Raw genomic sequence first — 12,227 nt, forward strand, 5'->3', positions numbered from 1 at the left:
TTTTTATTATGCCTTGGTCTTCATTTCCGCAATAATATTCATTGCTTCCTGAAGGTAAGTGTCTTTTTTAAGATTTTTGACCCACATTTCAGATTTTTTCTTGAATGCTTCGTCTTTTTTCTCCCTCTCGATTTCACTTGGGAACATCGTAAATTTCAATCCGTTTTCAAATTTTGTCAGGGCTTTGAATTTTTCGATCTGTGCTTTTCTCTGCTTCATCAGATCATTAAACTTATTGATGTTCAGCGTAATGGTTTCTTCTTTATCCAATTGCTCTCTCCATTGTGCAGATTCCAGCAATAACTGGTAGTTTGAATTTTTTGCCATTCTGCTTGCACTTGCTCTTTCTAAAGCTTTGGTATCGAAGTAATTGAGTTTCTGGAATTTAGCCGTAGGGATTTTGTCCCAAGCCAATGCAAAATCATCATATCGCTCTCCTACTTCTGCGTAGGTGAAGAAATCTTTCATCTGAATATCAGAAACAATCCCTTTTCTCTGGTTTGATTCTCCGGTGATTCTGTAGAACTTCTGAATCGTTAATTTTAAAGATCCAAAATCATCTTCTGTATTTAAAAACCTGTTGAGGTCTACAAACGTCTGAACCGTCCCTTTTCCGAAAGACTGAGGCGAACCGATGATAACCGCTCTTCCGTAATCCTGCATTACGCCTGCTAAAATCTCGGAAGCGGAAGCTGAAAGCTCGTTTTGCATAATTACCAAAGGACCTGTCCATATCGGAGCTTCCTGCTTGTTTTTCAGCGTCTGGATTTTTCCGTTGCCGTCTTTTACCTGTACGTAAGGACCTGCATCCATAAAAAGACCCATGATGTCTCCCACTTCTGTTAAAGAACCGCCACCATTATTTCTAAGGTCTAAGATAATACCTTCAATTCCTTGCGCTTTAAGCTTAATGATTTCATTTTTAATATCATCAGAAGCGTTTCTTCCTTTTGTATCTTCAAAATCTGCGTTGAAACCCGGCAAATTAATAAATCCGTATTTTTTACCATTCGGAGAATCTACAATAATGCTTTTCGCAAAAGTATCTTCAATGGCAACTTCTTCGCGAATCATAGTCACATCTTTGATAGTTCCGTCTTTTTTCTGAACGGTTAAGGTAACCGGAGTTCCTTTTTCGCCTCTAATTAAACGTACGGCTTCATCAGAAAGCATTCCTACCACATTTACGGCGTCTTCTTTTGGCTTGGACCTTACTTTTAAAATCTTATCGCCCTCTGAAAGCTGTTTTGATTTCCAGGCAGGTGCACCAATCGTCAAAGCACCAAGATAGAGATAGCCCTTTTTCTCCTGAATCAAAGCTCCGATTCCGATTACTTTTCCTGCAAACTGGGTATCGAAATCTTCTTTATCCTTAGGAGAATAATAATTCGTATGAGGATCAAAAACTTCAGTATATGCATTCATATATACGGTAAACCAATCCATCTTTTTTCTTTTCTTAAACCTTGTAAAGGTCTCTTTTACAAGATCTTTCACTTCATCAGTCGCTTTTGTCATCTTTTGCTGAGGCGTAAGAATTTCCAATTTAATGGTGTCTTTGAGGTTGTATTTCTGTACAGAATCTTTTTTCTCTTTCTGAGCATCTTCTTTGCTGTTCATCGATTCAATCTCCTGAAGAATATTGTATTTGATGAATTTTTTCCACTCATTATACTGCTCTTGTTTATTGGCAGGAACTTTTTTAAGTTTCGGCTCAAGAACCAAAGTTTCGTCTTCCTCTAAATTGATAGGTTTATCGAAAATTTCCTGGGTAATTTTATCGATTTCGTCTACTCTTTGGTATAATCTGTCAATCGTGAGTTTATAAAAAGAAAGGTCTCCCAGATTCAGATAATCATCCAGCTTGGTTTCATGCTTGCTGAATTCATCCATATCCGACTGCAGAAAATATCTTTTCCCCGGATCTACCAATTCGAAATAGTGCTTATACACATCTTTTGAGTAGGCATCATTAATGGGTTTCGGGCTGTAATGTAAGTAAGAAAGTGTGTTTTTAACGCTTACCATTATCGTCTGCATTTTTTCATCATCATTCTTCGGCGAATTGAAGCAAAATATAAGACTTGTTAATGGAATCAGGAGTAAAAATTTATTGAGTTTGAAATTTTTCCACATAAATCGGCAATGTATATTTATTATTTTTTTAAAAGTATATGAATTAGTAGTTGTAATTAAATAACTGTTACAAACTATCAAATTTAATACCTTATTTACAATTATCAGATAGATTTAAGTATTTTTGTTAAAATTAAAATTTTTTATGGAAAGACCCCTTATTCTGGTAACAAATGACGATGGTATTACAGCTCCCGGTATCAGAAATCTTGTAGAGTTTATGAACGAAATAGGAGACGTAATTGTAGTGGCGCCTAATTCTCCGCAAAGCGGTAAAGGCCATGCTATTACCATAAATTCTACGCTAAGCTATGAAGAAGTTCATCTTGAAGGTCCGCAGACCGATTTTTCATGTAGCGGAACTCCTGTAGACTGTGTAAAAATGGCTCTTGATAAAATTTTGCCAAGAAGGCCGGATCTTGTAGTTTCCGGGATTAACCACGGTGCCAATTCGTCCATCAATGTAATCTACTCCGGGACGATGTCTGCAGCAGTAGAAGGCGGTGTAGAAGGGCTTCCTTCAATTGGTTTTTCTTTGCAGGATTTTAGCTGGGAAGCAGATTTTACCCAGGCTAAAGAATATATTCAGAAAATTGTCAAAAGAACGCTGGAAAACCCGATGCCGAAAGGAATTGTTTTAAACGTCAATATTCCGAAACTTACCAAAGAAGAAATAAAAGGAGTAAAAGTCTGCAAGCAGGCGAATGCAAAATGGGAAGAAAGTTTTGATGAAAGAGTGAACCCGCACGGAAAAAAATATTACTGGCTTACCGGGTATTTCAACAATATGGATGAGTCTGAAGATGCTGATGAAACGGCTTTAGCCAATGGATATATTTCAATTGTACCTGTGAAGTTTGATTTAACGGCGTATGAATATATGAAGACTTTGGAAGAAGTGATGAAATTTAATTAAAAGAAATTATTCTTTTATCTTAAAATAAAAAATCAATCCCGAAGCTTCTGGGCAAGACTTGGAATCTGAAAGCTAAAAATTAAAATAATCCTAAAATTCCCAAACCTGCACAAATTGACCGTTGGTGGCAACCGCTTAGGTTGCGCATAAAGAACAAGATGTATGAATGAAAATAAGAAACATTGGGAAACTGTCTATGAAACTAAAAACCCAGAACAGGTTAGTTGGACGCAAGAAGTTCCAAAAATATCAATCGAGTTTATCAAAACTTTTAACTTAGATAAGAGTGCAAAAATCATTGATATTGGCGGTGGAGACAGCAAGCTTGTAGATTTTTTAATAGAGCAAGGTTTCGAAAATATTACAGTTTTAGATATCTCGAGAGCAGCATTAGAAAAAGCACAAAAAAGATTGGGCAAAAAAGGCGAGAAAATAAATTGGGTAGAATCTGATATTTTGGATTTTAAACCCGTTGAAAAGTTTGATGTTTGGCACGATAGAGCTGCATTTCATTTTTTAACATTCAAAGAACAAATCGATAGCTACATTTCAATAGCAAAAAAATCTGTTACTGGTTACTTAGTAGTCGGAACTTTTTCAGAAAATGGTCCTAAAAAATGTAGCGGTTTGGAGATAAAACAATATAGTGAAGATGCTCTTACAGAAGTCATGAGAAATGGATTTGAAAAATTGGAATGTATAAACGAAGATCATAAAACACCATTTGATACGATTCAAAATTTTACTTTTTGTAGTTTTAAAAGAGGCCTAAACTAATGCTACAGCTGCTGAAAGCGGTTTTGTGCAGCTGCTGTTTCGGTTGTGAAATTCCTATGTCGTTTTAAATTAAAATTATTAATAGAGAAATTATTTCAAAAGCCTGCAAAATCTGTGTGACTTTCTTTTAAGCAATTCTTTATAGATTTATTCAAAATTCCTATTTCGCAGTCCATCTGCATAAACCTCAAGAATTCCTTTTCTTTTAATAAAATCATAATAATAAAACGTATTATTGATTTTAAAACAATAATTTTCATTTCCTATGGATACTCTGACCAAAGAATCTTTATTGATTTTAAAAGTAAAAAACTGGAGATTGTGATCATCTTGTAATTCATTATCTACAAACTTTCTAACAATTTGATCTTCATATGTTACTTGAATCGTATCCTTAATTCCTGAACGAAAAACAAAAGAGAAATCGCGATATTTAATAGCATTCTTTTTTCTCGTATAAAAAATTCTAATTGAATCTTGTCCACAAAAATTATCAATATTATTAAATGCAATACGATTTGTGCATGAAATGGCACAAAAGAAAATCAAAGTTGCAAAAAGAATATTTTTCGATTTCATCTATTTAAAACAAAATCTTATCATCCCTTCTCAATTCCTCCAGATACTTTATTTTATCATCACGGTAAAAAAGGTTCATCGTTTCAAAAGGAATCAATTTTAAATCTTTATTCACAATATGGACGCAGGATTTTTTTACAGCACGCACATCAAAATCATGTGCATCCATAAAATTCATAATAATAATTCTAAAAAGATTGTCATAATCTAAATTCGGCGCAGAAACTTCCGGAAGACAGCATAACAACTGATTCACTTTCGGCTGTACCTGATCAACAGAAATTCCGGTGCTGAAAATATCTAAAAGCTGCATCTGCAAACCTTTCTCCTGCTCATACACAATCGTATTTTTAGTTTCGTTATTCAACAAATCTGCCGGATTGATATATCGTGTAAGCGGTATGGTTTCCCCTTCCAGTTTTAAAATATAGCCCATTGCCAAACAGTCCGGGTTACACGGAACCGGAATAATATCATCTGCATTCAGCAACGGAAACTGATTAAGGATTTCCTGGCGTACTTCTGTCAGCGTAATTTTTTCGTGAGCAGAATCTTCCCGGTTTCTTCCGGCTACTTCCACCGGCTGGAATGTAATTCCGCGGACACATTTTTGTTTTAAGGCAAATTCAATCAGCTTCCCGATCTCGTCAATATTTTTACCTTTCTGAAGAACAATAACGAGTGTGGTGGAAAGATTGAGTTCATTTAATTTTTCCAACGCTTTCATGCGGACATTGGTCAGATCTTTCCCCCTGAAATCTTCTAAAACTTCCGGTTTAAAAGAATCAAACTGCAGGTAAATTTCAAATTCCGGAGCATAGGTTGCGAGTTTCTCAGCAAAACCGGGATCATTGGCAATTCTTATTCCGTTGGTATTCAGCATAAGATGTTTAATCGGTTTTGTTTTGGCAATATCCATAATTTTAAAAAATTCCGGATGAATGGTCGGTTCGCCACCACTGATCTGAACAACATCTGGTTCGCCTTCGTTTTCAACGATCGTATCAAACATGGCCTCAATGTGTTCCAGGCTCCTGTGATTTCCGTAATGAGGAGAAGACATGGCGTAACAAGTGGGACAGGTAAGATTACAGCGATCGGTCACTTCTACAATAGAAAGGCAGCTATGTTGCTCATGATCAACACATAAGCCACAATCGTAAGGACAGCCGTATTCTACATCTGTTCCGAAATGAACAGGCATTTCAGAGGCTTTATTGTAATTTCTGATATTTTTGTAATACTGGACGTCTGAAGCAATCATCGTTTTAAAAAAACCGTGATCGGGACACCTTTTGGTCATAAAAACCGCTTCATCTTCGATGATAATTTTAGCTCCCACTCTTTTCAGGCATTGCGGACAGAGACTGATGGTATAATCGTAATAGGTATAATTTCTTACCGGCATAATTTCTTTTTTTTACATTCCTCCACATACAACTCCGCTTATCAATCCGCAGATTAACATGGAAATAAGCATCGTCATCCAAAACTGTTTTTTAGAAAACTTTCGGCCGTCATTATTTTCATACCATATTTTTATAATCATTGTTAACATGAAAGAGACGGAAGCCGCCACAAAAATAATGATCAGAATAATGATGGCGACTAAACCTTCTAATCCACCAACTTCCAAAAGTGTAAGCATTTTCATATTTAAATTTTTTGATGCTGAAGCAAAACGGTACTGCTTTTAATTTTATAAATGTAATACATAATCACTGAAAGACAAACCAGCTGAATAGTTCCTAAATTTCCGAGGATTTCAATTTTAGGCTTGATAAAATCTAAAAGAAACCTGAAACTAAAATAACTGAGCATAAATAACTGGAATAAGAATCCGGAAACATACTTATTTTTTCGTGAAATCATTTTCAGTTCAAACGCCATAAAGAGTAAAAAAGCAATTTCATACAAAGCAACGGGATGTCTCAGATACTGATCGCCGAGATGCATTCCGAATATGGAATCTGTCGGTAAACCATATGTTTCTTCATACACTCCTGTAAAAAAACAACCGATTCTGCCAATAATGATTGCTAAAATCAAAGGAAAAACGATCAGATCTCCGGTGCTTTTTTTATGATCGACGATCTTTTTTGCGATTTCAACGCCTATCAATCCAAAAGCAAGTCCGCCCACAATCGTATTATTGGTCCAGAATCTTTTAAAACTGAAATTTTCAAATAATGCATGCGGATTTTCTAAATTCCCAATCAGTTTTGAGCCCAATAGTGCACCTGCCGTAGCCCCGATCAGTATGGCAGCAGAAACATTGAAAGACATTTTTTCCGGTGATTTTCTTTTAAGAAAAAAATAATAACGCATGGCTATAAATATCCCGACAGTTTCAAAAACAGGATGCGCAAGTATTGTTTTACCGAATATATCAAAAGTAACAGGAAAATCCATCCCTTCAAAAGTACTATATTTAAGATTAATTATTAATTTTAAGTATAATAAATAATCACTACACAATATGCGAATAGAAAATGATATCAAACTGGGATTTAAGGATGTAATGTTCCGTCCGAAACGATCTACCTTACAATCCCGGTCTGAAGTTGATCTGGAAAGAACATTTACCTTCAGACATACTCAAAAAAAATGGAGCGGCGTTCCTATTATCGCGGCCAATATGGATACGGTGGGAACTTTTGAAATGGCGGCAGAATTAGCTAAAGATAAGATTATCACAGCCATACATAAACATTATTCTGTTGAAGAATGGAATCAGTTTTTGGACAGCCAGCCGGAAAGCATTCATCAGTATATTGCGCTGAGTACCGGAACCGGAAAGGCAGATGAAGAAAAAATAAAAACAATTCTTGACCTGCATCCCAAAATAGAGTTTCTGTGTATCGATGTGGCCAATGGATATTCTGAACACTTTGTACAATTTGTAAAGAAGGCGAGAGCTAATTTTCCCGACAAAATTATCATCGCCGGAAACGTGGTAACGGGAGAAATGGTGGAAGAGCTGCTTCTGGTAGGTGCAGATATTATCAAAGTGGGAATTGGTCCCGGTTCCGTTTGTACAACGCGTGTAAAAACCGGAGTGGGTTATCCTCAGCTTTCTGCCATTATCGAATGTGCGGACGCGGCTCATGGGTTGCAAGGCCATATTATTGCAGACGGCGGCTGTAAAGTTCCAGGAGATGTTGCTAAAGCATTTGGCGGCGGCGCAGATTTTGTGATGCTCGGCGGAATGCTTGCGGGACATGATGAAAGCGGCGGAGAAATTATTGAAGAAAATGGTAAAAAATACCGCCTTTTCTATGGGATGAGCTCTAAAACCGCGATGGATAAACATTCAGGTGGCGTTGCAGAATACAGAGCGTCTGAAGGCAAAACGGTAAAAGCGGTTTATAAAGGACCTGTATCGGAAACGGTAAAAGATATTCTTGGAGGGGTGCGGTCAACCTGCACGTATATTGGTGCTTCAAAGCTGAAAGAATTATCAAAAAGGACAACTTTTATAAGAGTTCAGGAGCAGGAGAACCAGGTTTTTAATGATTAAACAAAAAAATCCCTTTCATAAGTTATGAAAGGGATTTATATTTAAAAAAATTATTTTTTTATGTAAGCATTCCGCCGTCTACATTCAATACCTGCCCGGAAATATAAGAAGACATTTCGCTTCCAAAAAACACACACGCATTGGCTACATCTTCCGGCTGACCTCCTCTTTTCAAAGGAATCCCATCTCTCCATCCCTGAACTGTTTTTTCGTCTAAAGCAGCTGTCATTTCCGTTTCAATAAATCCCGGAGCAATAGCATTACAACGAATATTTCTGGAGCCTAATTCCAACGCGACAGATTTGGTAAAACCAATCACTCCGGCTTTGGAAGCCGCATAATTGGCCTGTCCTGCATTTCCTTTTACTCCTACCACAGAAGTCATATTGATAATAGACCCTGATTTCGCCTTCATCATCGGCTTTATCACCGCTTTGGTAAGGTTAAACACGGAATCTAAATTCACTTTGATAATTGTATCCCAATCGTCTTTTGACATTCTCATCAACAGGTTGTCTTTGGTAATTCCGGCATTATTGACCAAAATATCAATTTTGCCAAATTCAGCCATTACTTCTTCCACTAATTTTTGCGCCGCATCGTAATCTGAAGCATCAGACTGATATCCTTTAATTTGAGTTACAGAACGTAAAGCAGTTTCTAATTCTTTCGCTTTTTCCACAGAACCGGCATAGGTAAATGCTACTTTAGCGCCCTGTTGCGCGAAAATTTCAGCAATTCCTTTCCCGATTCCCCTTGTAGCTCCGGTAATAAGTGCTACTTTTCCTTCTAATAGTTTCATATATCTAAATGATTATTTGTTTAATGTAATCGTATGCTTCAAGTACAATCGTATGCAAAGATATTACAAATTGGCGGGTACGAAATGATTTGAGTCATAGTGATTTTATTTTTCGGTTTTATCCTGCTTTTGATGCATCGCATTATTCACAATCAAAACAATCTCTCCTTTTAGCGTTTTACTTTGAGAAAACTCAATCAATTCTGCAATGGTTCCTCTTTTGGTTTCTTCAAACTTTTTTGAAATTTCCCGGCTCAGGCTTGCTCTTGTTTCTTCCCCGAAAAATTCTTTGATCTGCTCTAAAGTCGTATTGATTTTATGTGGGCTTTCATACAAAACAATGGTTTTTTTCTCTTCTGCAAGCTGTTTCAGTCTCGTTTGTCTTCCTTTTTTCTGTGGAAGAAAGCCGGCAAATAAAAACTCATTATTGGGTAATCCGGAAACCACCAGTGCAGGAATAAGAGCTGTTGCTCCTGGAAGGCAGATCATTTCGATGTCCTGTTCTGCGCCTGCATTGGCCAGCAAATAGCCGGGATCTGAAATTCCGGGTGTTCCTGCATCGGTGATGATGGCAATATTCTGACCGCTTTTAAGATCTGCGATTACTTTTTCGGTTGCGTGATGCTCATTGTGTAAATGATACGATTTTAGAGGCTTTGAAATTTCGTAGTGCTTTAATAGTATTCCGGAAGTTCTGGTATCTTCACAGAGAATATAATCAACTTCTTTCAGGACTTTGACAGCTCTGAAAGTCATATCATCCAGGTTCCCGACCGGAGTGGGAACAAAATATAGGATTCCTGACATTTTATTTTAAATATTTGAAACCAAATAATCCTTTTCTAAAAACAATATTTATCGTATCACGATTATAGATTTCATTTAAAGGCTTTAGTCCGTTTTTATTTCTTATTTCATCAATTTTTCCTAAATTTTTATGGTCAGAATCATTAATAAAATTTTTATTTCCTGAAAGATGCATATATTTTTTATTTTCTAAACTTTCGACATGAACGACAAATACTTCTTTTTCTTTTCCTTTAATCAATAACTGATTAATATATAACGAGATATTTGTAATAATTTTTGTGAAAAAAAAGAATGAAAAAATAACTATAAACAAAAAACCAAGAATTGCTTCACCTTTAGATTGAAGTGTTTTAGCTTTAAATATTAAAATTGATAAAAGTATGCTACTGCAAATTACTACATATATTTTCCAAGAAATATTTTCATCAAATCTTTTAATTTCTATCGGTAAATATTCTTTTTTTATTAAAGGTTGTAAATAAAAATTAATAAAAACAAAAAAGAGAATAAACAGAAGATAAGTGACAAGAGTTTTTTTATCAATCTTTCTTCTTAAAATTTGGATTCTGCTCAAAATTATAAGAATTTATTTTCTACCAATACCCATAATCTCTGCGCGTATTCGTCTACTTTATTCCATTTTCGGTCGTAATACAAATCGCTCAGATATTCTTTGGCTTCTTCAAGATTTCTGCATCGGTTCAGTTCGGACACCGCCTGATTGAGATCAGTCTGGCTTCCATTAAACAGCATTTTTGTAAAAGCCATTCTGTCATTAAGATCCAGCCTGAATTCCTGCTTTTGCTTTTCAGCTTCCATGTAACCGGTAGGAATATTGGTTTTCAGCAGGCTTCCGGTGTCTTCTTTTATGGTTGATTCTGTTTTTTGTTTGGGAATTTCTCTATCCAGAGGATCATCATCAAATAAAGTCTGAATAGTTTTAAGCCCTTTTATATTGGCAAGTTTTATCTTTTTTTCCTGATTATAGGTATCGAGATTTTCAAAACTTTCATCAGAAGGCGGTATGTCTTTACCCGTTTCAGGTAAAGGTTTATCGATTTCTACGATTTTTCGTCGGTCAGAATCCTGTGTTTTTTCTTCCGAAAACTCATCGCCGGTTTTCTTGATATCTGCCAGAATATGATCCACATTCGAATTTTCCGTAGCGATTTCATCGTGGGTGAAATCTGTTGAAATATATTCATTTTCAGATTCTTCAATCAACATCTCATCTTCAAAACCCGATGCGTCCATATCAATTGAATGATCTTGTTTTTGATCTGAATCTTTCTTTTCTATTTCTTCATTTTCGGAATCTGTACCATTTACATCATCTATTTCATTCAGCTGGTTATTGAAGATCGCTTCTTCTTCAGTTACCTGATCACCAAAAATTTCTTCAGAAACCATTTCATCATCTTCAGGCTCAGCATTTTCCAGAACTCTTTCTTCATCAATGAAGCTTAAAACGCGGTCCTGCTGTTTTGAAGTTTCTTCTTCATCTATTTCGCTCATTTGAAGATCAAAATCAGAATTTTCGTTTTCAAAATTCTCAGATTCCCCATTTTGGTCAGAATCTGTTTCAGGTATTTCGGAATGTTCTTCTGCTAAAGTGACAATGTTTTCATGGAATTCATTTTCAACAATTTCATTCAATTGATTATTAAAAATAGCTTCTTCTTCCATCACATCATTTGAAAATTGATTTTTATTTTCAATTTCGTTCAGCGCATTGTTAAATAGAGCTTCCTCTTCGGTGACGTTTACAGAAAAATGCTGCGTGACTGAAGGTGAAGACTCATCTTCCAAAACTCCGGATAGCGGTGTGGCTTCGTGCTGATAATAATGGATCTTATTTTCCAGCTGCTGCAGGAAAGATACTCTTTCGGTAAGCTCATCGATAAGATTCTGCTTAGAAAGTAGGTCGTCAACATTGTTTGTTTTGCCCAGAATACTGAGGATATTCTTGGATTCAAAAAAAATCCTGTCCTTTAAATCTTGGATGTTCTGCATAGAAGAATCTTATTAAAATTGCTTACTTTTGATGTTAAAATATTACGGCTAAAATAACAAATGTTTTTAGAAAATACAATTAATCATTCCAAACAAAGCGGTTGGATGGAAGTTATTTGTGGCTCTATGTTTTCCGGAAAAACCGAAGAGTTGATCCGGAGACTCAGAAGAGCTGAAATGGCGGGACAAAATGTTGAAATTTTTAAACCTAAAACAGATACAAGGTATTCTGATGATGATGTCGTGTCGCACAATAAAAATAAAATCCGAAGCACCGCGGTAGAAAACCCCAATGAAATTATTTTACTGGGATCCAATTGTGATGTTGTAGGGATTGATGAAGCCCAGTTTTTTGATGAAAGCATTGTAGAAATCGCTAATCAACTGGCTAACAATGGTATTAGAGTTGTCATTGCCGGTCTGGATATGGATTTCTTAGGACGTCCTTTCGGTCCGATGCCGAATCTGATGGCTACTGCAGAATATGTAACCAAAGTGCATGCGATCTGCAAAAGGACCGGAAATCTTGCCAATTATTCGATGAGAACTTCACCAGGAAATAATCTGGTAGAACTCGGTGAAACGGAGAGTTATGAAGCCGTAAGCAGACGTGTTTTTATTGATGAGGTACTTTTAAAGAAAAACGGATTAATCTAAGATTAAGTAATATTGAT

General features: G+C 36.0%; 13 protein-coding genes. 4 read left to right on the forward strand and 9 right to left on the reverse strand.

Annotation, left to right across the window (positions count from 1 at the left end; translation table 11 throughout):
* Window positions 1-6: 6 nt before the first annotated feature.
* On the reverse strand, window positions 7-2,136 hold the full coding sequence (locus N0B16_RS08650) for a carboxy terminal-processing peptidase (RefSeq protein ID WP_262990425.1): 2,130 nt from the start codon (window positions 2,134-2,136) through the stop codon (window positions 7-9).
* 145 nt (window positions 2,137-2,281) lie between these two features.
* Between N0B16_RS08650 and surE the strand changes: the two genes are divergently transcribed.
* A complete protein-coding gene (gene surE / locus N0B16_RS08655) occupies window positions 2,282-3,052 on the forward strand; it encodes a 5'/3'-nucleotidase SurE (RefSeq protein WP_262990426.1) in 771 nt (256 codons plus the stop codon).
* 162 nt (window positions 3,053-3,214) lie between these two features.
* Entirely contained in the window at window positions 3,215-3,829 is a 615-nt protein-coding gene (locus N0B16_RS08660; protein ID WP_262990427.1) for a class I SAM-dependent methyltransferase, read from the forward strand.
* A gap of 147 nt (window positions 3,830-3,976) precedes the next feature.
* Here the strand turns inward: N0B16_RS08660 and N0B16_RS08665 are convergent, their stop codons facing one another.
* Genes N0B16_RS08665 through N0B16_RS08680 form a run of 4 tightly spaced genes read right to left on the reverse strand, consistent with a single transcriptional unit; the run spans window position 3,977 to window position 6,820 of the window.
* Window positions 3,977-4,408 (reverse strand): hypothetical protein, encoded by a 432-nt coding sequence (locus N0B16_RS08665; RefSeq protein WP_262990428.1) that lies wholly within the window; start codon window positions 4,406-4,408, stop codon window positions 3,977-3,979.
* 4 nt (window positions 4,409-4,412) lie between these two features.
* On the reverse strand, window positions 4,413-5,816 hold the full coding sequence (locus tag N0B16_RS08670) for a radical SAM protein (RefSeq protein ID WP_262990429.1): 1,404 nt from the start codon (window positions 5,814-5,816) through the stop codon (window positions 4,413-4,415).
* Window positions 5,817-5,828: 12 nt separating this feature from the next.
* On the reverse strand, window positions 5,829-6,062 hold the full coding sequence (locus N0B16_RS08675; protein WP_262990430.1) for a hypothetical protein: 234 nt from the start codon (window positions 6,060-6,062) through the stop codon (window positions 5,829-5,831).
* A 2-nt stretch (window positions 6,063-6,064) separates the two neighbouring features.
* Window positions 6,065-6,820: a prolipoprotein diacylglyceryl transferase gene (locus N0B16_RS08680; RefSeq protein ID WP_262990431.1), complete on the reverse strand. Its 756-nt coding sequence runs from the start codon at window positions 6,818-6,820 to the stop codon at window positions 6,065-6,067.
* A 67-nt stretch (window positions 6,821-6,887) separates the two neighbouring features.
* Here N0B16_RS08680 and N0B16_RS08685 point away from each other — a divergent pair, with 67 nt between their 5' ends.
* Window positions 6,888-7,928: a GMP reductase gene (locus tag N0B16_RS08685; RefSeq protein ID WP_262990432.1), complete on the forward strand. Its 1,041-nt coding sequence runs from the start codon at window positions 6,888-6,890 to the stop codon at window positions 7,926-7,928.
* A gap of 58 nt (window positions 7,929-7,986) precedes the next feature.
* Here N0B16_RS08685 and fabG read toward each other — a convergent pair whose 3' ends face one another.
* The 4 genes from fabG to N0B16_RS08705 all read right to left on the reverse strand — a co-directional run bounded on the left by fabG (window position 7,987) and on the right by N0B16_RS08705 (window position 11,553).
* Complete coding sequence (gene fabG / locus N0B16_RS08690; RefSeq protein WP_262990433.1) at window positions 7,987-8,730, reverse strand: 3-oxoacyl-[acyl-carrier-protein] reductase; 744 nt, start codon at window positions 8,728-8,730, stop codon at window positions 7,987-7,989.
* A 105-nt stretch (window positions 8,731-8,835) separates the two neighbouring features.
* Window positions 8,836-9,537 carry a 16S rRNA (cytidine(1402)-2'-O)-methyltransferase gene (rsmI, locus tag N0B16_RS08695; RefSeq protein ID WP_262990434.1) on the reverse strand — a complete coding sequence of 234 codons (702 nt, stop codon included), beginning with the start codon at window positions 9,535-9,537 and terminating at the stop codon, window positions 8,836-8,838.
* 1 nt (window position 9,538) lies between these two features.
* Window positions 9,539-10,114: a hypothetical protein gene (locus tag N0B16_RS08700; protein ID WP_262990435.1), complete on the reverse strand. Its 576-nt coding sequence runs from the start codon at window positions 10,112-10,114 to the stop codon at window positions 9,539-9,541.
* A 2-nt stretch (window positions 10,115-10,116) separates the two neighbouring features.
* Complete coding sequence (locus N0B16_RS08705; protein WP_262990436.1) at window positions 10,117-11,553, reverse strand: DUF8457 domain-containing protein; 1,437 nt, start codon at window positions 11,551-11,553, stop codon at window positions 10,117-10,119.
* Window positions 11,554-11,613: 60 nt separating this feature from the next.
* Here N0B16_RS08705 and N0B16_RS08710 point away from each other — a divergent pair, with 60 nt between their 5' ends.
* Window positions 11,614-12,210: a thymidine kinase gene (locus N0B16_RS08710; protein ID WP_262990437.1), complete on the forward strand. Its 597-nt coding sequence runs from the start codon at window positions 11,614-11,616 to the stop codon at window positions 12,208-12,210.
* Window positions 12,211-12,227 lie beyond the last annotated feature (17 nt).

Source organism: Chryseobacterium gilvum (assembly GCF_025628965.1).
Taxonomy (GTDB): domain Bacteria; phylum Bacteroidota; class Bacteroidia; order Flavobacteriales; family Weeksellaceae; genus Chryseobacterium; species Chryseobacterium gilvum.

Bases quoted from the DNA above. Each gene is read 5' to 3' on its own strand.
- N0B16_RS08650 (WP_262990425.1), bottom strand. From the start codon at position 2,136: ATGTGGAAAAATTTCAAACTCAATAAATTTTTACTCCTGATTCCATTA.
- surE (WP_262990426.1), top strand. From the start codon at position 2,282: ATGGAAAGACCCCTTATTCTGGTAACAAATGACGATGGTATTACAGCT.
- N0B16_RS08660 (WP_262990427.1), top strand. From the start codon at position 3,215: ATGAATGAAAATAAGAAACATTGGGAAACTGTCTATGAAACTAAAAAC.
- N0B16_RS08665 (WP_262990428.1), bottom strand. From the start codon at position 4,408: ATGAAATCGAAAAATATTCTTTTTGCAACTTTGATTTTCTTTTGTGCC.
- N0B16_RS08670 (WP_262990429.1), bottom strand. From the start codon at position 5,816: ATGCCGGTAAGAAATTATACCTATTACGATTATACCATCAGTCTCTGT.
- N0B16_RS08675 (WP_262990430.1), bottom strand. From the start codon at position 6,062: ATGAAAATGCTTACACTTTTGGAAGTTGGTGGATTAGAAGGTTTAGTC.
- N0B16_RS08680 (WP_262990431.1), bottom strand. From the start codon at position 6,820: ATGGATTTTCCTGTTACTTTTGATATATTCGGTAAAACAATACTTGCG.
- N0B16_RS08685 (WP_262990432.1), top strand. From the start codon at position 6,888: ATGCGAATAGAAAATGATATCAAACTGGGATTTAAGGATGTAATGTTC.
- fabG (WP_262990433.1), bottom strand. From the start codon at position 8,730: ATGAAACTATTAGAAGGAAAAGTAGCACTTATTACCGGAGCTACAAGG.
- rsmI (WP_262990434.1), bottom strand. From the start codon at position 9,537: ATGTCAGGAATCCTATATTTTGTTCCCACTCCGGTCGGGAACCTGGAT.
- N0B16_RS08705 (WP_262990436.1), bottom strand. From the start codon at position 11,553: ATGCAGAACATCCAAGATTTAAAGGACAGGATTTTTTTTGAATCCAAG.
- N0B16_RS08710 (WP_262990437.1), top strand. From the start codon at position 11,614: ATGTTTTTAGAAAATACAATTAATCATTCCAAACAAAGCGGTTGGATG.